Here is a 21,771-nt window from a genome sequence, read left to right as displayed (position 1 = left end):
GATTTGTTGCGTTTTCTATCAAAGGTATCGCGACAAACGAACAAAGCGCAGGAGGCCATAGATAAGTGGCCAACACAATGTACCGGTAACAACAGGGAGCCAGAAAGAGGCATGAAGTTGCGCGGGATGTTGCAGGTTTTTTATGAAAAAAAGCAGTAATTGCGATAATAACAGACAGCAAAAAACAAACATGCCTTGTTGCAACACCGGGAACTGACGTAGCCGTTTATGCAGTTTAAGACAAAGATAGATAATCAGTGAATACGCCAAAGCATATTGCCCAAGTAACCTGCCAGTCATTACGTCGGTAAGCAAGCCAAATGTCCAGGCATGAAAAATACCGACGCGTTCAGGCAAGGTAAGAGACCAGTACACAAGAACCAGTAGCACCCAGTCTGGATTATATACCGCTATTTCTTCTGGCCAGGGAGCAATTCTCAGGCACATCGCCAACACCAGAGTCAGGATAATTCGAAAAAACCCGACATACTCATTTAACTGCATTAGTCTTGGTCTCCGCTTCGTTAACTGTTGGTTTTGAAATAAGCGGTACCGACGCTGAGTTGCTCCAGACTATCATTAACTCTCTGTTACGATCCAGCAAAGCTTTTGGAGTAGCGGTAATAGTTGCGAAAGCCTTATTGGGTTGTGACGTAAATTCATCCACAACCGCCACCGGATAACCTTGTGGAAAAGTACCGCCCAAACCTGAAGTTATTAATAAGTCACCCGGACGAATATCGGCATTGCTGGGCAAAAAAGGCAAAACCAGCCGGTTCAGTTGACCGCTCCCTACGGCAATCGTCAATAAACCATTTCGGTTCACCTGCACCGGAATGGCGTGATTGGGATCGGTAATTAACATGATTTCAGAGGTGAACGGTAAGGCCCGAAAAACCTGCCCAACCACACCGTTAGCATCCAATACCGGTTGCTGCGGATGAACGCCAAAACGGGTACCTTTATTGACGACGACAATATGCTCATAAGGCGCCATATTAATCGATAACAATTCAGCCACCAGAACCTGCTCGCCCAGCTTAAAAGAATTTTCCAACAACGCCCGCAAGCGAATATTTTCTTTTTCAAGAGCCGCAAATTTAAGCAACCGGGTTTGATCAATCAGTTGCTCTTCGCGCAACTTTTCGTTTTCCGTTTTTAATGCGCCGTATGAACTGACAGAATCAGTAGCCTGATCAATAAGAACCGTGGGCAAATCAACCAGGTATTTTAACGGGTCAACAAAAAAAGAAAGCGCAGTACGTAATGAGTCCAATTTTGAGCTTCTGTGTTCCGTTGCCAGTAAAGCAACAGAAGCTATGATTGCTACCAGAAGTCGGGTGTTGATTGATGGACCGGTGGCAAATAAAAGTTTTATAGCAGATGCCTCTTAATCAATTAATGTTACGCAGATAATAGTGTAATCAGTTTTAGTGTCGCTATCACGACAACTTTTGTTGATCAGGTTCTCGCACCCGAAGGCGAAAGTTCTTAACTTAAGCCCCACCAACATAAACAGCGTTCCCAAGCATGAACTTGGGAACGAGTTAAACATTGCGAAATTATAGCCGGAATAAACGATTTACAGGGGGCGATTACTCGACTGAAAAAGTTGAAATGCCTTTTTTATCCAGCATTTCCAGAACCATGCCACCACCTCGGGCAACACAAGTTATCGGGTCATCAGCGATGTGCACGGGCAAGCCGGTTTCTTCGGCGATCAGTCGGTCAATATCTTTTAATAAAGCACCGCCGCCCGTTAAATAAATACCACGATTAGCAACATCAGCACCCAGTTCCGGTGGGGTTTGTTCCAATGCAACTTTTACGGCACCGATAATGCCCGATAGCGGCTCTTGCAGGGCCTCCAGAATTTCATTGCTGTTCAAAGTAAAACTACGCGGCACACCTTCTGCCAGGTTACGGCCTTTAACTTCTATTTCTCTGACTTCACTGCCAGGGTAAGCGGTACCAATTGCCAGCTTTATTCTTTCTGCAGTGGCTTCACCAATCAAAGTACCATAATTTCTACGCACATAATTGATAATGGCTTCGTCAAAACGATCACCACCAATACGAACCGAGTTTGAATAAACAATTCCGTTTATTGATATAACAGCCACTTCCGAGGTGCCACCACCAATATCAAGCACCATTGAACCACAGGCTTCTTCCACCGGTAATCCCGCGCCAATAGCTGCCGACATGGGTTCTTCAATTAAATAAACCTCACGGGCACCGGCCATGGCGGCAGACTCACGAATCGCACGACGCTCGACTTGCGTTGAGCCGCAAGGTACACAAATTAAAATACGTGGACTGGGTCGTAACCACCGGTTTTTCTTGTGAACTTTTTCGATAAAAAACCGTAACATCCGCTCGGTGATGGCAAAATCAGCAATTACCCCGTCTTTTAGTGGCCGAATTGCCGTAATATTGCCTGGCGTACGTCCCAACATTTGTTTGGCGTCAGTACCGACAGCGGCAATGGTTTTGGAGCCACGGATTTTATCTTCTTTAATAGCGACAACAGATGGCTCATTAAGCACGATTCCTTGCCCCGGGATATATATCAACGTATTGGCAGTCCCCAGGTCTATTGAGAGATCGTTGGAAAAAACACCGCGAATTCTTTTGAACATTTTGACCTGCTTCCTTTAAAGAAGAAAATGACACTACTTTATCAATCAAGCGGGTATTTGAGCAAGATATAAGTATGATTTTTGTAGTAATATACGTGGCAAAGGTAAAAGCTAAATGGTGAAATGTCCAAGGTCCAAGGCTAAAAGCAAAGAACGAGGATGTTGAAAATCAGGTTTTTTTCACCTTTAATCGTGTACTTTTTATGATCGATAAACAACATCAAAACTGATTTTAAATAGGGAGACAACAATGTCGTTAACGGCAGATGATGTAAACAAAATTGCGCATTTGGCGCGTTTGGGAATTGAAAAACAAGATATTGAATCTTATGCAAAAGATCTTTCAGGCATACTGGATTTAATGACCCAAATGAGTGAGTTAAATACCGATGATGTTGAGCCTATGGCTCATCCCATGGATCAGGCACAACGGTTAAGAGCTGATGTGGCGACAGAACAGAATAATCGGGAAAAATTTCAGGCTATCGCGCCACAAGTCGAAGCGGGACTTTATCTGGTTCCCAAAGTCATTGAATAAAAGGAACGCACAATAATGCACACTAAAACATTGTTAGAATTAGGCCAAAGTTTGCGTTCAGGTGAATTTTCCAGCGTAGAGTTAACTCGAGGTTTTTTGGATCGAATCAAGCAACACCAACATCTAAACGCTTATATTACTGTCACTGAAGCTGCCGCCCTACAAAATGCCCAGGCGGCTGATATTCGACTGGCCAACGGTACTGCTGAATTATTAACCGGTATACCCATTGCTCAAAAAGACATTTTTTGCACGCTGGATGTTAAAACCACCTGTGGTTCTAAAATGCTCGATAATTTTACTGCACCCTATAACGCCACGGTAGTCGAAAAATTTAATCAAGCGGGCGCCATCATGTTGGGCAAACTCAATATGGACGAGTTTGCGATGGGCTCATCCAACGAAACAAGTTATTACGGTGTCGTTAAAAATCCTTGGGATATCAATAAAGTTCCCGGTGGTTCGTCTGGCGGTTCTGCAGCAGCGGTCGCCGCGCGACTGGCCGTCTGCGCAACCGGTACCGATACCGGAGGCTCGATACGCCAACCTGCGGCCTTGTGCGGCATTACCGGCTTAAAACCCACTTATGGCCGAGTATCCCGCTACGGCATGATTGCTTATGCCTCCAGCCTGGATCAGGGCGGCCCCATGACACGTAGCGCTGAAGATGCTGCGGTTATGTTGCAAACCATGGCAGGATTTGATGAAAAAGATTCAACCAGTGTTGATCTGCCCGTCCCCGATTATTGCGCCGGGTTGAATAACTCCCTTGCCGGTTTAAAAATTGGTTTGCCCAAAGAATTTTTTGGTGACGGCTTAAACAGCGATGTCGCGGCAACACTTGAAACAGCCATTAATGAATACCGTAAATTAGGCGCAGAGATTAAAGAAATCTCCATGCCTAATCTTAAGCTGGCTATTCCGGCTTATTATGTCATTGCTCCCGCTGAATGTTCGGCCAACTTGTCGCGTTTCGATGGCGTGCGTTATGGCTATCGCTGTGAAAACCCGGTCGATTTGGCCGATCTTTATACCCGCTCTCGCGGCGAAGGCTTTGGCAAAGAAGTTAAGCGCCGCATTCTTATGGGGACTTATGCGTTATCCACCGGCTATTACGATGCTTATTATCTTAAAGCACAAAAAATCCGGCGTCTAATCAGTGAAGACTTTAAAAATGCGCTAACCGAAGTGGATGTCATCATGGGTCCTGTCACGCCGACAACGGCTTTTGGCATTGGCGAGAAAATGAGCAACCCGATAGAAATGTATTTATCCGACATTTATACCATTGCCATCAACCTTGCCGGCGTCCCTGCCCTGTCAGTTCCTGCCGGATTTGTAGGCGGGCTTCCCGTAGGCTTGCAGATTATTGGTAATTATTTTGCCGAAGACCGCTTGTTAAACATTGCCCATCAGTACCAACAAGTGACCGATTGGCATAAACACACCCCTAAAGGTTTTGAATAAGGAATTAACGATGGAATGGGAAACTGTTATCGGCCTGGAAGTGCATGCACAATTGGCAACACAATCAAAAATTTTTTCCGGTGCACCGACAGCTTATGGCGCGGAGCCCAATACCCAAGCTTGTGCTGTTGATTTAGGCTTGCCCGGTGTTTTACCGGTATTAAATAAAGAAGCCGTGCGCATGGCAGTCATTTTTGGCATGGCTATTGAGGCGCATATCGCCCCGTATTCGGTATTTGCCAGAAAGAATTATTTTTACCCCGACTTACCCAAAGGCTATCAAATCAGCCAGATGGATCACCCTATTGTCGGTATTGGACATTTGGATATTGATGTTGATGGAATAACCAAACGCATTGGCGTCACGCGTGCCCATCTGGAAGAAGATGCCGGTAAATCACTGCATGAAAACTTTCATGGTTTAACCGGTATTGACTTAAACCGTGCAGGAACGCCGTTGCTCGAAATCGTCTCGGAACCGGATATGCGCTCCGCCAAAGAAGCGGTTGCCTATATGCGGAAGTTACATGAATTGGTACGCTATCTGGGCATTTGTGACGGCAACATGCAGGAAGGTTCTTTTCGTTGTGATGCCAACGTCTCGGTACGTCCCAAAGGCCAAGCTGAATTTGGCACGCGAGCGGAAATTAAAAATATCAACTCGTTTAAATTTGTTGAAAAAGCCATTAACCATGAAGTTGAGCGGCAAATTGAGCTGATAGAAAACGGCGGCAGAGTCGTTCAGGAAACCCGTTTGTATGATTCGATAAAAGATGAAACCCGCTCCATGCGCAGCAAAGAAGAAGCTAATGATTACCGCTACTTCCCTGACCCGGATTTATTGCCCGTTATCATCGACGAAGATTTTAAAGCGCAAATAAAAGCGGCATTACCTGAATTACCTGAAGCCAAAAAACAACGTTTCAAAGCAGATTACAGTCTGGATGAAGAAAACGCGACCATTCTTATCTCCTCACGTCAATTGGCTGATTATTTTGAAACGGTGGTCAAGGCATCAGGTTGCGAAGCCAAGCTCTGCGCCAACTGGATAACCGGCGATCTTTCTGCAGCGCTCAACAAAGCAAGTCTGGAAATTACCGACTCACCGGTCAGCGACGAACGTCTGGCTGGTTTATTGGCCCGTATTAGCGACAATACCATTTCCGGTAAAATCGCCAAACAAGTCTTTGAGGAATTGTGGCAATCCACGGCGTCGGCCGATGAAATTATTGCCGAAAAAGGCTTAAAGCAAATCACTGACACAGGTGCCATTGAAGCCATTATCGACAAAATCATTGCCGACAATCAAGGTCAGGTTGAACAATACCGTAGCGGCAAAGATAAAGTATTTGCTTTCTTTGTTGGCCAAGTGATGAAAGCCATGCAAGGCAAAGCCAATCCCGCCGAAGTAAACAAAATGCTCAAAGAGAAATTACAAGGGTAACTCTACCCATGATCCAAGCAAGGTGGGCAGCGCTTTTCTGCCCACTTTTTATTTTTGCGATTCGTAGTATTTGAGCAGTAAAGGGATGAGGCGTCAGCTTCTTTGTAAGTGAATAACATATAAGGGAATAACAAATTGGAAGCGCATAAAATAGAGGAATGCCTGGTAATTTATCAGGATTTAAAAGCTGAGAATAAGAAGCTGATAGAACAGGGAGTTCACGACTATAGCTTAATCAATGCTTTGTTAAAAGCTAATGATGAAGTCAGGCTTCACTCAAGATTTATCTTCTCAATGATCAACCCTGATGGACTGCATTATTGTGGAAATCAATTTTTAAAAATTTTTCTTGATCTTCTTCCTGAAAAACTCAAAAGTTTTATTGATCCTGAAAATGCCAAAGTATTCAAGGAAAAAGGTAGTATTGATCTACTGATACATGACGATAACAACTTCTTGATAGTAGAGAATAAACTTAACGCAGTTGATCAAAAATATCAAATCACACGCTATATTCAATATATTCAAAAAAAGTTCTTTGAAAATAGAGAAGATATTTCCAGTAATATTGCAGTTATTTATTTATCGAAGTCTAAAAAAGCACCTTCTCAAGAGTCAGAAAGTTTAATCGGCTTTAGGCCTCCTGAGGGTGGAACACTTCATTGGGAAGGATCACCCGTCATGCTTGGACCGTTATTAAGCTTTAATCTAACCCCTGGAGCAAAAATTCCTTTTGTGCATTTACCGTACTTTCCCAAGTTGCAAAAGTGGGTAAGTGACTGTGCTGAAATCGCACCTGCAGGAGGGCGAAAAAATGCCTTTGAAGAATATCAAATAATATTGGAACGATTAAACACTAATAAACCATGGAGAAAAGTTTTGAGCTTGGATCAATATGCACTGAATCTACCAGAAGATGAACAAAAAAAAATATATGAATTAATGGTGGAATCTAGAAAAATGTTAGTTAGCTTTGTTTCTACAAAACTGCATACAGAGCTTATCAAGCTATTTGACGAAGAAACTATTAATGAGCATGGCGAATATAAACATCTCACAGTAGAAAGCATCAAAAAATGGTTACTACAAAAAGGTAAAAAAGATGATTGGAAAGATATTGGCTTTAGCGTGACTGGTCGAGAAGGCAACCAGCGTATCGGTTTTGTTCTTGCAGAACTTTATGCTTACTTCGGTATTTACGATGAAGCCAGCAGTATTGTAAGAAACAAAAGTCAAAATCAAATTCTAGGGGGAAATACCCGGAAATCTCATTTACGGGAATTGCTTTTAAATGATCCGGAAGGCATTTACAAGTTTATAAATGAGATAAAAAAGAAAAAATTTGCGCTTGGGCTTCAAATTACTGACAACCAAGATATTGTAATAACTGCAAATAACGCTTAAGACGGATTAACTCTGTAGACTGGATTCACCGACAGGCAATCCACCACAACTTAAATAGACTGATGTCGGCGTTACTGTGCGTGTGAGGCAGTTTGCCAGCGCGAAACTACCCCAGCTACCTCTATAGAAAAAGAATTTGAAGTGTTATTTTTCAGGCAAAAAAAAACGGGTGCTACATGCACCCGTTTTTTTGATCGAAGCCAATAATCAGCTTTGATCTGGTAAAGCCTATCTAAAATTAATAACAACCTTTTTATGGATCTTTCTATCGATTAAAACTTATCGTTATTTATTACCCGTTTAAATTACTGGTGATAAGCAGTTTCGCCGTGTTCGGAAATATCCAGACCGACGCGTTCTGACTCTTCACTAACACGAAGTCCTATCATAATATCCACAAACTTAAAGGCTATAAAGGACACAACAGCAGACCAAACTATGCATAATGTAACGCCCCACAGTTGGCTTATAAACTGACCCGACATACTGTATTCTGCTACGCCATTAGTGACATAATCCCAAACACCTGTGCCCCCTAATGCCGGACTGGCAACAACAGCCGTACCCAAAGCGCCAATAATACCGCCTATACCGTGTACGCCAAAAGCATCCAGTGAGTCATCGTAACCCAGCTTGCTTTTCAGGCTTGAAACAGCGACGAAACACAATGCTCCGGCGATTAAACCCAAGCAAATAGCGCCCATAGGTCCTGACCAACCACAAGCCGGTGTAATGGCAACCAACCCGGCAATAGCACCGGAAGCACCACCCAACATACTGGGTTTACCACGAATTATCCATTCCGCAGCGGTCCAGGCTAACGTAGCGGCCGCACTGGCCAGTAAAGTATTAACAAAAACCAAAGCCGCAAGACCGTTGGCCTCAAGATTGGAACCAACATTAAAACCAAACCAACCCACCCATAACAACGATGCGCCAATCATAGTCATCGTGACACTATGTGGGGCAAGAGATTCTTTTTTGTAACCGATACGCTTGCCAACCATCAAACAACCAATCAAACCGGCAATACCCGCATTGATATGGACAACCGTACCGCCGGCAAAATCCAAAGCTCCTTTTTGAAACAGAAATCCTGCAGTAGCGGTTGCAACACCGGCAGCATCAGCATCAGTATAAGCATCTGGACCTGACCAATACCAAACCATGTGCGCCATTGGCAAATAGGCAAACGTAAACCAAATAAACATAAACACTAATATGGCTGAAAACTTAACCCGTTCAGCAAATGCACCGATAATCAACGCAGGGGTAAGACCTGCAAAGGTTAACTGAAAGGCAATATACATATACTCAGGAATGTAAACGCCTTTACTAAAAGTAGCGGCCATTGAATCCGGCGTGACGCCAAGAAGAAACAACTTGCTTAAGCCGCCAAAAAAAGCATTACCCTCGGTAAACGCAATACTATAACCATAAATCGCCCACATTATTGCCATCATCGAGAAAATAACGAAGACTTGCATTAATATTGACAACATATTTTTGGCACGTACCATACCGCCATAAAATAATGCCAAACCAGGAATGACCATAAGAATGACCAGAACAGTCGCCATAATAACCCAGGCAGTATCGCCTTTATTAATAGTCGGCGTAACAGCGGCTGCCGCAGCAACAACTGGCTCGGCGAAAGCAAATCCGGCAAAACCCAACAGGGCAACTGCAATAAAGCTTTTTAATAGATGTTTCATATTTCTCCCCTTATAAACTAAAGTGCTTCATCGCCGGTTTCACCGGTACGAATGCGAACAACCTGTTCCAAATTAGTGACAAAAATCTTACCGTCACCAATTTTTCCTGTATTAGCCGCTTTGGTAATAGCTTCTACCGCCTGACTAAGCAATTGATCGGCAACTGCTACTTCAACTTTGGCTTTAGGTAAAAAATCAACGACATACTCGGCTCCACGATAGAGCTCGGTATGACCCTTTTGGCGACCAAAACCTTTGACTTCTGTTACGGTTACACCAGAAACCCCCATTTCTGAAAGCGCCTCACGAACATCATCCAGCTTAAAAGGTTTAACAATGGCTGTTATTAATTTCATTTGTTCCTCTCTTTAATTTTAAAGTAACGACTCAAAATTACTTAAAGCATGGACTGTGCCAAGTGTGTTCTTATACCCCCCACAATTATCTTACCGTATCCGACAAAGCCATATTTAACAGGCTTTAGAGGTCACCAATTAATCGGTTAAATTGATAATCACCTCAAACTTACTCCTCGCTTCCTAACGGCAATGCTTGTTATCTAAAAATGCGTTAGTGAGCAGGCGATAAGACGCACCATGTTGGCGCAATTATGTTTGTTATGAGCTGTCATGGTGCATACAAAATATCGGGGTAAAATTTAATCCCAAAACCATAATAGTCACGCCAGAGAGACAGCGTTCATGGGATAAAAATATTAATCGAGAATTAAAAACAAGTAACTGCTTTGAGCAGTGATGATTTTTTATGGACGTCCCATTATTAATGGAAGCTAATATTGAAATTTGGACTACCGCAATGAGCAGTTAGTCGCTTTAAAAAAACGAGCTCCAGTATCTAAATACTGGAACGCTAGTGACTTAAACTGATGGGTTACAAAAAGTCGAGCTCTCTATTGCTTTTATCAAGCTGATGTGATGTTAAGAGGTAAAACCAACTAACATCTGAAATTATTCTTCTATCCCCAATTCTTTTATTTTACGGGTCAGGGTATTTCGCCCATAACCTAATAAAATAGCTGCTTCATGGCGTTTACCTCGGGTAAAATCCAAAGCTGCTTTTATCAAAATAGCTTCAACGGCTGGAATGGTTTGTTTGGCAACTTCAGCTTCTTTTGTCAGTAACTGTTGATCAATCCACGTTCTCAGCAAAGACTCCCAGTTAGTCCCGACAACCTCTTTATCTGTCACGGTATTTAGTAACTCAGGCGGTAAATCATGTAAATAAATTTCTCGCCCCGATGCCATGACGGTTAACCAGCGACAACTATTTTCCAATTGCCTTACGTTTCCCGGCCATTCCAACGTACTCAAAAACGCTTCCGCCTCCGGTTTTAGAATTTTATTTTCCACGCCCAGTTCGGAAGCGGCCTGATGTAAAAAATGGCGAAGCAACAAAGGGATATCTTGTTTGCGCTCACGTAGTGCCGGTATATGTATCCGAATCACATTTAAGCGATGAAATAAATCCTCCCGAAAACGGCCTTGTGCAACTAATGTTTCAAGATCCTGATGGGTGGCCGCAATAATGCGTACATCAACCTTAACAGCAAGATGCCCCCCAACCGGATAAAACTCGCCATCTGCCAGCACTCTTAATAAGCGGGTTTGCAATTCTGCAGGCATATCACCTATTTCATCAAGAAACAGCGTACCGTTATTAGCCTGCTCAAAGCGACCGGCTCGCCGTACTTGCGCTCCCGTAAAAGCTCCCTTCTCATGCCCAAAAAGCTCCGATTCCATTAAATCTTTAGGAATCGCAGCCATATTTAAAGCAATAAAAGGATTTTTAGCTCTGGGGCTATGCCGGTGCAGAGCCTTGGCGACCAATTCCTTACCCGTTCCCGATTCACCGTTAATGAGTACGGTTATGTGAGATCGAGCCAACCGGCCTATTGCTCGAAAAACCTCCTGCATCGCCGGCGCTTCGCCTATGATTTCCGGAGTAGGTTCGCTAGTCGTTGTCGCATCACGATTGGCATTGTCTTGTTGTTGTCGACCATGAATGCAGGCGCGCTGTGCCAGATTAACCACTTCTTTAATATCAAACGGTTTTGGCAAGTACTCAAAAGCACCACCATGAAACGCGGAAACTGCACTTTCCAGATCGGAATGTGCAGTCATAACGATAACCGGTAAATTAGGATGACTCTGCTGAAGCCTGTCTAAAAGCTCAAGTCCATCCATGCCGGGCATACGAATATCGGTTATCAGAGCATCAGGCAAATCATCTTGCAAAGCTGCCAATAAGTCCTTACCGGCAAAAAAACAACGCGTAATGATGCCGGATTTTTGTAAGGCTTTTTCGACAACCCAACGTATGGATTTGTCATCATCAATGATCCAGACAGTATCAGGCTTAGTCATTATTACCGACCTCCATAGGCAAAAATATTGAAAACACCGTATTTCCCGGCTCGCTATTACACTCAATCAAGCCGCTATGCTGATTAATCAGTGCTTGTGCAATAGATAAACCCAGCCCGGTGCCTTCAGCTCGTCCGGTAATCATCGGATAAAATATTTGATTCATCATACTGGCATCTACACCCGGCCCGTTATCAATAATGTCGCATTTTACTGCCAATTTATAACGTTTACGGCCTATAGTCATCTGGCGGTGTATGCGTGTTTTAAAGATAATATTGCCTTTCCCTTCCACAGCCTGCACAGCATTTCTGGCAATATTTAAAATAGCCTGAATGAGCTGATCTTTATCGGCATAAATATCAGGAATACTGGGATCATAATCATGTTTGATAGACAGGCTGCCGCTGGATTCAGCATTAACCAATTGCCTGACCCGCTCCAAAACCTCATGAATATTAAGCGTCTTTTTATTGGGCAATTTATTAGGCCCCAACATTTTATCCATCAGGCCTTGCAAACGATCTGATTCGTCAATAATAATTTGGGTATATTCTTTAAGTTCCGGGTCATGTAATTCCAGGTCCAATAACTGGGCTGCACCACGCAAGCCACCTAACGGGTTTTTAATTTCATGTGCCAAGCCCCTGACCAATAACCGAACCGTATTCTGTTGCATTAATAACTGCTCTTCTTTCGATATACGAAGATGGTTATCTACCTGTTGAAGTTCGACCAGTATTTCACTGACTCGCTCATTGATTAACAGCGGTGTTGCACTAAAGTTGGTAGTTACATTATGGCTCATCCGGTTCAGCGTCAGCGCCCGATCAACCAGCGGCTCTACCATCTCCAGAGATTGTTTTAAATTAAGCAGCAAAGCAGGATCAGAAGATTTAAATAATTCCTCTGCACTTTGACCGATCAAGTGATGCGCACTGTCAGCCAGTAAAATTTCTCCGGTCGTATTGATAAAGGTCAATGTTAATTGGCTATCAAATAACAAGATGGCAGTATTAAGGTGATCCAGTATGCGTTTATACATAATTTTTTAATCGATGGTTTTTTGATGGTAAAGCGTTATATTTATATTAGCAATTTATAGACCAAACCATGCACAAGCAGTATTGTCTTAATAATAACGGCGATCATAAAAACTATAGTAACAAAAAACGCCCCAAAATAGAGCGTTATTATATATCAGCATTACCAATCACTGTAAGGTGTGAACAAAAAAGAAAGTAAACAACGGGATTACATAATTTCGCGCCAAACGTCCAGGCATAAAAAACCCCGCTAAGCCTTATGACTTGCGGGGTTGTGGGACTGTCTGGGACTGTGTGAAACAGCCCTAAATATTACAGACTGTAGTACATATCATATTCAACAGGATGCGTACTCATACGAATACGTGTTACTTCTTCCATTTTCAGCTTGATATAGCCGTCAATGACATCATCAGTAAAAACACCGCCAGCTTTTAAAAATTCACGGTCGTTGTCCAACGCATCCAAAGCTTGGTCAAATGAATGACAAACTTGTGGAATGTTGTTGGCTTCTTCTGCCGGCAAGTCATACAAATCTTTATCCATGGCATCGCCAGGATGAATTTTGTTTACGATACCATCCAAGCCAGCCATTAACATGGCTGAGAACGCCAGATAAGGGTTTGCTGTTGAGTCAGGAAAACGCACCTCAATACGACGACCTTTTGGATTGTTAACAAAAGGAATACGAATGGAAGCTGAACGGTTACGTGCTGAGTAAGCCAACATAACAGGTGCTTCAAAGCCGGGAACCAAACGCTTGTAACTATTGGTTGAAGCATTGGTAAAAGCATTAAGTGCTTTCGCGTGCTTAATAATGCCACCAATGTAATACAAGGCCATTTCAGACAAGCCACCGTATAAATCACCGGTAAACAGGTTTACGCCGTTTTTGGCCAATGATTGGTGAACGTGCATTCCGCTACCGTTATCGCCCACTAAAGGCTTAGGCATAAAAGTCGCTGTTTTGCCATAAGCGTGAGCAATATTGGCAATAACGTATTTTAGTTCCAATACTTCGTCAGCTTTTTTAACCAGAGTGTTAAATCTTACGCCGATTTCACATTGGCCGGCAGTGGCAACTTCGTGATGATGAACCTCAGTAATCTGGCCCATTTCTTCCAAAGTTAAACACATTGCAGAGCGCATATCCTGTAACGAATCGACTGGTGGTACAGGAAAATAACCGCCTTTAATACCTGGACGATGTCCGGTATTGCCATCCGGATAAACTTTTTCCGAATTCCAGCCAGCTTCTTCAGAGTCAACTTTGTAGAATGAACCACTCATATCAGTGCCCCAACGGACATCATCAAATATGAAGAATTCATTTTCCGGACCGAAGAATGCAGTATCTGCAATACCGGTTGATTGTAAATAGCTTTCAGCACGTTTGGCTAATGAACGTGGATCACGCTCATAACCTTGCATATTTTTTGGCTCAATGATGTCACAACGCAAAATCAAGGTATTATCATCAAAGAATGGATCCATTACAGCAGTCGATGGATCAGGCATCAAAATCATATCTGATTCATTAATATGTTTCCAACCGGCAACTGAAGAACCATCAAACATATTACCTTCTTCAAAGGTATCTTCATCTATAGAATGCGCAGGAAATGTGACATGTTGTTCTTTACCACGGGTATCACAAAAACGAAAATCGACGAATTTTACGTCGTTTTCTTCGATCATTTTAAGTACTTTTTTTGCAGACATCTGAGTGGTCTCCTTGGACTTGGTTATTATGGGATCAGTGTTTTATGCCAAACGGTGTAAAGATACCACTTTTTTTAATAAATTAGCCACTAAAAAAACGGGCAACCAGAATTGACCTGTTTTGGTGCGATAATTAAAAAAAGGTGCAAACACCATTATTGTCGATACCCGGCAGCCATAGCAAACAATTATATCTAAACGAAATTAGGGCAAATTTACACAGCATTTTACTCAAAAATAACAAAGTAGTCTAAATTGCACACTTTTAATTCAAGAGAATGCGCAAAGCGCACCATAGTTGTGCCTTCATATTCTGAAAAATCAACTAAAATCTATAAGTCACTGTTTTAAAAAAAAATAATTTGTTGGCACAGTAACTGCTTAGTATTTTATCGTGCTGTATGCCAAACGGTTCATTACGTTGTTATTTAACAACAAGACACCTTTATCCAAGCCTTAATCAAAAGGAAATAACATGAAAAACATACCTAAACGCAAAAACCCGATGATTATCGTAGCTGCAGGTGGTCTTTTATCAATAACGATGGGCGCCACTAACGCCTACGCCATACAAGAAGCGACTGCAGAGATGTCAGATGCCGACGTTAATGCAAAAGCTGAGCAATATAATATAGTAGAAACAAAAGGCATGATTGCCGCACTGACAAAATATGATATCAATGAGAGCAAATTTTTAAAAAATAATGATATCACTGTAGGCGGTTCGAGCAATGCAGGTATTACCTACAATGCAAATGATCCATCTAATGGCTTTAATGGCCCGGTTACTTTTGGAGATCGCTCTAGCGAATTTCAGATGAATCAGTTAAATCTGTTTGTGCAACGTGCTGTAGCGACCGAAGGCGATAAGTGGTCTTTTGGTGGACGTTTCGATTTTATGTACGGTACAGACGCAGTTTTTACCCAGGCTTATGGTGTTCCGGCATTTGATATCAATTCAGGCGAAGCAAAAAGCCGGAGCAATTGGGATCTTAATCTTAATGGTACAGCGGGCAATCGCTTCTACGGCATGGCACTGCCTCAAGCTTATGGCGAAGCTTATGTGCCTATCGGTAACGGCCTAAATGTTAAGGCGGGTCATTTTTACACGCCCATCGGTTATGAAACCGTACCGGCTGCTGATAACTTTTTCTACTCGCATGCCTATACCATGCAATATGGCGAACCGTTTACACATACCGGTTTTATGGGTAACTATGCCGTTGACAAAAATTGGGGGGTTATGGGCGGTGCAATCACCGGTAGCGCTACCGGTGGCTTTGATGGCGGTTGGAATAAACAACTGGGTAACTGGGGCGGACTATTTGGCACAACCTGGACCAGCGACGACAAGGGAACCTCTGCTAATATCAGTGGTACCTATAGCGCAACTTCAGAGCAAAATAGCAGCGCCTTTGCACTATACAGCATCGTTTTAAAACATAACATTACTGATAAAACCCACTTGATCTTGCAACATGATCACGGTTTTGCCAATAATGTTTACAACTTTGCTACTGCGACACCGAATGACGTAGATGCACAATGGTATGGTATCAACTCGCATTTATACTATGACCTCAAAGACAACTTATCCGTAGGTGTACGGGCTGAATGGTTCCGTGATCAGAACGGACTTCGGGTCTGCTCTCCAGGACGTGTAGGCGCAGCTACCAACAGCTCAGGTTACAGTTATGCCGCCCCAGGTAGCGTTGCTGCCTGTAATGCTGCCAGTTATTACGAAGTCACTGCGGGCTTAAATTGGAAACCCACCAAATGGCTAAATTTACGTCCCAATATCCGCTACGATTGGGTAGATGGAGCCAATGGCACTCCTGGTACTTTCGCCGACGGCAAGACTGCGCAGTTTTTATTCTCCAACGATTTTACCGTTACTTTTTAAATCTGCACTCACCTGAAAATTCTTTCAAAAAAATGCGCCTAGATGGCGCATTTTTTTTAACTTCTATCAGCCCATGTTATTGAGTATCTAACGCTACTATACGAATCCGGCTTGATTATAGCCAATATCTTCGACATCCTAATTGATAGTAATAGGAGATTTTTTGCCAACCAACAAAGTAATATTGCTTTAACTCGATGTTCAAGTTTTTAATTCTTGATTTTAGAGAAGCCCGTTGAATCGAGCCTTACAGTCATGATTAAGATCATGTGGCACTTGAGTCTATTAAGGAAAAGACTTTGATTTATCTGGGTTCGTCTCAGTCAAGCTAAAAAAACTTGAACATCGAGTTTAATAAAAAATCTGAGTCACTGATTCAGAGCTTGTATTTTTATTAAATGACTGTAAAAAATCTCGTCGTAACTTTATCAAAACTACAGTCGATAGTCGTATTAAAAGACATCAACGGTGACAGTTTGTTTACGAAGACAATTTACCCGTCAATAGCCCAAGCATCACATTATTGAAATACTCGGGCTTGAAGAAAGTATGAGTTTACAGCAATGTTTTTATCGATAAATTTTTGATGAGGCTGGTCGACCGGTTTGCACTTTTTCGACTTGCTCAATAACACTTTTAAGATCATCCAAGGTTAATTGGGTCAGTAAATGTAGTCCGGCACGAAGAATCTCGCCCTTCTTGACATTAATTCCTGCTGCCAGGCAGGTTTTCTTAAGCTCTGAAATTTTTAGATAATCCTCTTCCGGAAATGAAAAACTATCCCTGATCACTTTTACTTTAGGATTTTTTTTCTTTTTAATATCTCCTTTTTCATCAACTTCGACTTCAATTACCTCAACAGTCACATTTGATTTTTCAACTGTCGGCTTTTTAGAGGCTTTTTTATTCGTTATGTTCTCTATTGGCAGCTCAATTTCAACGGATTCTGCTATTGTTTTTTTTGCTTTCTGCTTTGTTGCACTCATTATAAATTCCTCTTACTGTTCAATAAAAAAAACAGTATATACCGTTTATACTGTTTTAAACAGTATTTTGTCTATGACTGCCTAACAAGGAGGCTGTCCGACAATAGAAAACCTACAACAGCATCTATTCTCGGCAACCTCAAAGTCCAACACTTTGATTATCGACTGTGTTAATAGAATCTCATCAGGCTATTTGAGCTAATATCTATAGGAAAAACAGGCACTATAAAATATACTCAAGCCTGATATTAAATGCCCCTTTCAACAACAATCTTGGCCAGTAGATAAAGGTGATTCATGATTAACTTACCCGCGTTGCTTTTGTCAGCAATATTACTTTCAGGGTGTACCAACAACCAATCAGTCTCTGAAAATGCCCCGAATAATAATATCGGTTATTTTTCAGATGCATTAACATGCAACCAATCAACCACGCAAAAAACGAAGATTAACGTTCCTACGGGAGGAACACAAATTGTTATCGAGATGCCAATCGGCCACGATGCAAATACCTTTGTCGACTGTATGAAGCATGAGGGATGGCCGATTACGCATGCAGATCCCACTGAATATCTAAAAGTTTCAACAGATTGCCTACAAAAAACCCAAGGAACAGAAAATATGGATGAAAACTATGCGGTCTGTGTAAAACGTAGCCGTATGGATGTCGACGTTATCACCGACAAATAGGCAGGTTTGATGTATCAATCAGTCGATTGATTTTCGGTTAAAAATCCTGATTGTCCTTTTTTATAAAAAGAATGGGCAATCAGGCAGATAATTGATCGCCAAAATATTAAGAGCGAACCGTTTTCGCAAAGCGGGCATTAAAAGCAATCGATATGCGATCTTCTTCACTTTCGTTGGGATAAACCCAATGCCGCAAATAAGACGGAAATATCAACAACATACCGGCTTTCGGCTTCATAATAAATTTACTGGCAAAGCAGGCTGCACCATCCACTGCCAAGGTACGAACATTGGTGCGAGTATCAAAAAATTCGATACTACCGCTCAGGTCTTTATCGCCTTCGGGCACACTGACATAGTAGGAGCCGGACCAAGTCCAGTTAGGATGATCATGCGGCGTATTAAGGCCGCCGAGACCCAGTACATTAACCCAGCCCTCGGCCTGAAGGCTATAGAGCGGAAAGTCAAAACCGGGTGAGACATTTTTGGTAGCCAGTTGAATCGCTTCCACAATATGCTTACGCAAAGCCTGAAAACCCGGTTCGCTACGCATAAAAAAATCATCATCGGAGTGCCAGCCTCGCCAGTTACTGCGCGCCATCCCCGATGAACCTTCATGTAAAGTTCCGATTTCTGATAGTAGTTGAGAGTTAAGCGCTTGGGCGCTTTCTATCTCAAAAACAGTCAGTGGTGAATAAAATAGCGGTTGCATACCTTGCAGCTTGAGAGTGCTCATAGAATATTTCCAAAGTCAGTGATGTAATTCGCGCGGTCACCTTTACGGAATTTATGATCGAGTTGTGACCCCGAAAAGTATGTGCACCTGAATGTGTTTATTTCGCTCATGATTCGACAAGCGGACTGCGAAAGGAATAAACACATTCAATTTATCCCGAGAATCATTAATAATTAAGTAAAGATTTCTTAGCTAAAAATAGAAAAAGCGGCGACAAGATTGCCTTGTCGCCGCTTTTGTTAAGGCACCCAGTTGCCGGGCTTAAACCTGAGACAATTTAGCTTTTTTTATTACGACGTGTAAAACCCAAAAAGCCCATAATTGCAGAACCGAACAACCAAGCTGCTGCTGGAACCGGAACTGCTGCTGGCGCAGTAACCAGTTGTAACTGACCACCTTCAACCAACAACGGATTGGTAGAAGACTTGTGATTTTGAGTAACCATCAAAAATGCGTCGTAACCCAAAATAGCAGATACGTCAATAACACCTGAAGATTCTTCATCAGCAGTAACAGAACCTGCAACCACAGTACCTCCAACCACATCACCAAATAAAGAAGCATCATGCTTTAAGATAGCGGTTAATGAATCTGTAGCCAGATCATAAGACCATACTTTGGCATTATGTGGAGCATTACCGGTATCTTCCTGCAATATCAATGACTTGCCATCAGCAGACACAGTCATGTTGTCCATCATGATTTGGCCTTCAGTACCATCCAGCAACTTTTTAATAGTACCGCCCAATTCTGGATTGGTAATATCCGCAAAATCCAATTCCCATAAACGTGAAGCACCCACTTGGGTTTGACCTGTAATTTCAGTTTTATCGAGTTGGTCAGTAGTCACAAACCAGAACTTGCTACCATCAGCACTCCAGGTACCATCTTCAGGGCGAGAAAATGTAGTCGCCGTATCGCTTAAAGTAAACGCCGCACCATCAACGATATTGGTGGCACGTGTAGTGCCATTAGCGATTTCAAGAGCATTACCGGTAACATTAACAAACTTCAGATTACCGTTATTCAAACCGGCTTTATCAACTTCAGAACCGGTATTAGTTTTCGTACCTACATACACACCAACCGTATTATTCATGACACCAGTACCGCCATCGTTGGTACCGATGGCAATGGTTTTATCCTGTGAGAAAGGATTAATTAAAATATTTTCCCAACCGCCAACAGCCGTTCCACCAGAACCGTTGGTTGCCAAATTAAATTTACCCAATGTGTAACTGCTGCCAGCGTCTAAACCGGTAACTACTGTTGCTTGTGCCCAACCCGTGCTGCCGCCTTCCTCACCAGTCATGAACAATTTTGCTTGAGTACCCATACCTGTTGCTACATTAGACATCTTTCCTAAATAATTGACATAGAATTTGGCTTTGATAGGGTTAAAATAGCGATCTACCTCTGAAAACACGGATAGCCATGACTCCTTATGCCCAATTGCCAAGACACAAGCCTGAAGAATTTTTAAGGACTGTCGGCCTGTCACCAGAAGATTTTCTGCATCTTCACGGTAAGCTGGTGACTTACCTGGACGAACAAAAAGTCCTTAATCCACTGACTAGACGGGGACGAAAAGACTCCAAGATGGCTTTGGAAGACCGCTTGTTACTGACACTCTATTATCTTCGTCACTATCCGACGTTGATAAATCTGGCTGCGGTCTTCGACATCAGCGAATCGTATTGCCATAAAATCTATACTCGCACTGTAAGACTATTGATCAAAATCGAAAAACTGCCCAACCGCAAAGCACTGTTGGAAGATCCCGCAGCTACCGTGGTCATTGATGTTTCGGAGCAGCCTATCGAGCGCCCTGTTAAAAACCAGAAAGCGTACTTTTCAGGAAAAAAAACGCCACACGATCAAAGTCCAACTCGTGATCTGCCTATTGACGATGACTATACTCTCCGTAGTGATAGGTAAAGGTCAACAGCATGATTTTTCGATCTTCAAAGATAGCCGTCTATTGTTACATCCTGATGCCCTGTTGTTGGCGGATTCCGGATACCAAGGGATAAAGAAACACCATCAGAACTCGACTCTACCGGTTAAAAAGAAAAAAGGCCAACCGCTTTCGGCAGAAGACAAAGCCGATAATAAGGCACTATCAAAACAGCGTATTTTTATTGAGCATGTTAATCGCCGATGCAAAATTTTCAGGATTGCCAAAGATGTTTATCGGGGCAAACACAAGCATTACTCCTTGACATGGAATTTAGTGGCTGCTCTTGTTAACTTACGCTATGGCTGTATTTAGGAAAGATGTCTATTAAACAAAGCGCTCGCAGCAGGCAGGTCGGCAGAGCAGAAACGACTAAACGTAGTAGTCAGATTAGAAACTGCCTGTGATTGTTGAAATCCGTTATCCCAACCATAAACTTTAGTGATCAAATCCCCACCGCTTTGTACGGCTAAAGTAGCTTTATCAATGACCCATTTAGACACATAAGCACCGCCTTTAGTCGCATCAGGATTGTGCGTGTGCGCAGAACCGACAGTATTATTCCACTCATGATTCATCAATACGGTAAAAGTACCATCATTGTTATCAAAAGCACCTAAACCGTCAGGAAGACCGCCCATAGTATAACCACCCACTACGTTTCCAGTAGTCAGGATTGAAGTTACTGCCCAACCTGGAGCAGTAGCCAATGGAAGCAGATAAGGCGCTGTAGTCGTGCTGGGGCCTGTAACAGCGGATGCCATCAAAGGCATACCAGCCAATATTGCAGCAACAGCTGCAACAGATTTTCTCATTTTAAACATGGTCTTTTCCTGGCTAATAAAATTATTGAGTATGTCCGGTAACTATTAACCGGAAAATAGTTTATACCGAAGAAAAATGACAGCAGCATTAAAGACATATAAAAACTATATTATTAAATAAAGCCATTTATTCAATAACATAAGTATGAAATACACATGAGATACACATGTATTACATTAAGACCAAATCTAAACAAAATTGTAATTTTTTTGATACAAAATCTTGGGGTTTTTTAGAGCTCAATACTTTACCAAGCCTGGATAATTTATCGTGCTTAGTCGTAAGCAGTGTTAATTTTTGTCTTTTTATCAA

At 42.4% G+C, this 21,771-nt stretch carries 20 protein-coding genes; 8 read left to right on the top strand and 12 right to left on the bottom strand.

Annotated features, from left to right (window positions below; all coding sequences use genetic code 11):
• Positions 1–18 precede the first annotated feature (18 nt).
• The 3 genes from mreD to KKZ03_RS08955 all read right to left on the bottom strand — a co-directional run bounded on the left by mreD (position 19) and on the right by KKZ03_RS08955 (position 2,642).
• Positions 19–504 carry a rod shape-determining protein MreD gene (mreD, locus tag KKZ03_RS08965; protein ID WP_243221152.1) on the bottom strand — a complete coding sequence of 162 codons (486 nt, stop codon included), beginning with the start codon at positions 502–504 and terminating at the stop codon, positions 19–21.
• On the bottom strand, positions 491–1,378 hold the full coding sequence (gene mreC, locus KKZ03_RS08960) for a rod shape-determining protein MreC (protein WP_256452016.1): 888 nt from the start codon (positions 1,376–1,378) through the stop codon (positions 491–493). The genes mreD and mreC overlap by 14 nt, the downstream gene beginning before the upstream one ends.
• Positions 1,379–1,595: 217 nt before the next feature.
• Positions 1,596–2,642: a rod shape-determining protein gene (locus KKZ03_RS08955; RefSeq protein WP_243221151.1), complete on the bottom strand. Its 1,047-nt coding sequence runs from the start codon at positions 2,640–2,642 to the stop codon at positions 1,596–1,598.
• Between the two features lie 250 nt (positions 2,643–2,892).
• Between KKZ03_RS08955 and gatC the strand changes: the two genes are divergently transcribed.
• The 4 genes from gatC (at position 2,893) to KKZ03_RS08935 (ending at position 7,495) form a co-directional block, all read left to right on the top strand.
• Positions 2,893–3,180, top strand: coding sequence for an Asp-tRNA(Asn)/Glu-tRNA(Gln) amidotransferase subunit GatC (gene gatC / locus KKZ03_RS08950; RefSeq protein WP_243221150.1), 288 nt, complete (start codon positions 2,893–2,895; stop codon positions 3,178–3,180).
• A gap of 15 nt (positions 3,181–3,195) precedes the next feature.
• Positions 3,196–4,647, top strand: coding sequence for an Asp-tRNA(Asn)/Glu-tRNA(Gln) amidotransferase subunit GatA (gene gatA / locus KKZ03_RS08945; protein WP_243221149.1), 1,452 nt, complete (start codon positions 3,196–3,198; stop codon positions 4,645–4,647).
• Between the two features lie 10 nt (positions 4,648–4,657).
• Entirely contained in the window at positions 4,658–6,091 is a 1,434-nt protein-coding gene (gene gatB, locus KKZ03_RS08940; protein ID WP_243221148.1) for an Asp-tRNA(Asn)/Glu-tRNA(Gln) amidotransferase subunit GatB, read from the top strand.
• Between the two features lie 135 nt (positions 6,092–6,226).
• Positions 6,227–7,495: a PD-(D/E)XK nuclease family protein gene (locus KKZ03_RS08935; protein WP_243221147.1), complete on the top strand. Its 1,269-nt coding sequence runs from the start codon at positions 6,227–6,229 to the stop codon at positions 7,493–7,495.
• Positions 7,496–7,800: 305 nt separating this feature from the next.
• Here the strand turns inward: KKZ03_RS08935 and KKZ03_RS08930 are convergent, their stop codons facing one another.
• The 5 genes from KKZ03_RS08930 to glnA form a co-directional block, all read right to left on the bottom strand.
• On the bottom strand, positions 7,801–9,210 hold the full coding sequence (locus tag KKZ03_RS08930) for an ammonium transporter (protein ID WP_243221146.1): 1,410 nt from the start codon (positions 9,208–9,210) through the stop codon (positions 7,801–7,803).
• A gap of 17 nt (positions 9,211–9,227) precedes the next feature.
• On the bottom strand, positions 9,228–9,566 hold the full coding sequence (gene glnK / locus KKZ03_RS08925; protein WP_243221145.1) for a P-II family nitrogen regulator: 339 nt from the start codon (positions 9,564–9,566) through the stop codon (positions 9,228–9,230).
• A gap of 612 nt (positions 9,567–10,178) precedes the next feature.
• Positions 10,179–11,594: a nitrogen regulation protein NR(I) gene (gene ntrC / locus KKZ03_RS08920; RefSeq protein ID WP_243221144.1), complete on the bottom strand. Its 1,416-nt coding sequence runs from the start codon at positions 11,592–11,594 to the stop codon at positions 10,179–10,181.
• The gene (glnL, locus tag KKZ03_RS08915) at positions 11,587–12,639 is read right to left on the bottom strand and encodes a nitrogen regulation protein NR(II) (protein ID WP_243221143.1); all 1,053 of its coding nucleotides are present in this window, start codon (positions 12,637–12,639) and stop codon (positions 11,587–11,589) included. Before glnL ends, ntrC begins: the two co-directional genes overlap by 8 nt.
• Positions 12,640–12,952: 313 nt before the next feature.
• Positions 12,953–14,362: a glutamate--ammonia ligase gene (gene glnA, locus KKZ03_RS08910; RefSeq protein WP_243221142.1), complete on the bottom strand. Its 1,410-nt coding sequence runs from the start codon at positions 14,360–14,362 to the stop codon at positions 12,953–12,955.
• Between the two features lie 475 nt (positions 14,363–14,837).
• On the opposite strand from glnA, the gene KKZ03_RS08905 reads away from it, so the two are divergent.
• Positions 14,838–16,265, top strand: coding sequence for a porin (locus KKZ03_RS08905; RefSeq protein ID WP_243221141.1), 1,428 nt, complete (start codon positions 14,838–14,840; stop codon positions 16,263–16,265).
• Between the two features lie 569 nt (positions 16,266–16,834).
• On the opposite strand, the gene KKZ03_RS08900 is transcribed toward KKZ03_RS08905, so the two are convergent.
• On the bottom strand, positions 16,835–17,251 hold the full coding sequence (locus tag KKZ03_RS08900) for a hypothetical protein (protein WP_243221140.1): 417 nt from the start codon (positions 17,249–17,251) through the stop codon (positions 16,835–16,837).
• A gap of 297 nt (positions 17,252–17,548) precedes the next feature.
• Here KKZ03_RS08900 and KKZ03_RS08895 point away from each other — a divergent pair, with 297 nt between their 5' ends.
• A complete protein-coding gene (locus KKZ03_RS08895) occupies positions 17,549–17,941 on the top strand; it encodes a hypothetical protein (RefSeq protein ID WP_243221139.1) in 393 nt (130 codons plus the stop codon).
• A gap of 106 nt (positions 17,942–18,047) precedes the next feature.
• On the opposite strand, the gene KKZ03_RS08890 is transcribed toward KKZ03_RS08895, so the two are convergent.
• On the bottom strand, positions 18,048–18,677 hold the full coding sequence (locus KKZ03_RS08890; RefSeq protein WP_243221138.1) for a 2OG-Fe(II) oxygenase family protein: 630 nt from the start codon (positions 18,675–18,677) through the stop codon (positions 18,048–18,050).
• A 277-nt stretch (positions 18,678–18,954) separates the two neighbouring features.
• Complete coding sequence (locus KKZ03_RS08885; RefSeq protein WP_243221137.1) at positions 18,955–20,034, bottom strand: hypothetical protein; 1,080 nt, start codon at positions 20,032–20,034, stop codon at positions 18,955–18,957.
• 77 nt (positions 20,035–20,111) lie between these two features.
• Here KKZ03_RS08885 and KKZ03_RS08880 point away from each other — a divergent pair, with 77 nt between their 5' ends.
• Together KKZ03_RS08880 and KKZ03_RS08875 are read left to right on the top strand one after the other, a co-directional pair.
• Positions 20,112–20,615 carry a transposase family protein gene (locus KKZ03_RS08880; RefSeq protein ID WP_243217091.1) on the top strand — a complete coding sequence of 168 codons (504 nt, stop codon included), beginning with the start codon at positions 20,112–20,114 and terminating at the stop codon, positions 20,613–20,615.
• On the top strand, positions 20,569–20,949 hold the full coding sequence (locus KKZ03_RS08875; RefSeq protein WP_243217090.1) for a transposase family protein: 381 nt from the start codon (positions 20,569–20,571) through the stop codon (positions 20,947–20,949). The genes KKZ03_RS08880 and KKZ03_RS08875 overlap by 47 nt, the downstream gene beginning before the upstream one ends.
• Here the strand turns inward: KKZ03_RS08875 and KKZ03_RS08870 are convergent.
• Positions 20,946–21,458 (bottom strand): hypothetical protein, encoded by a 513-nt coding sequence (locus tag KKZ03_RS08870; RefSeq protein WP_243221136.1) that lies wholly within the window; start codon positions 21,456–21,458, stop codon positions 20,946–20,948. The genes KKZ03_RS08875 and KKZ03_RS08870 overlap by 4 nt on opposite strands.
• Positions 21,459–21,771 lie beyond the last annotated feature (313 nt).

Source organism: Methylobacter sp. S3L5C, assembly GCF_022788635.1.
Classification (GTDB): Bacteria; Pseudomonadota; Gammaproteobacteria; order Methylococcales; family Methylomonadaceae; genus Methylobacter_C.
This window is presented reverse-complemented; position numbering and strand designations above follow the sequence as displayed.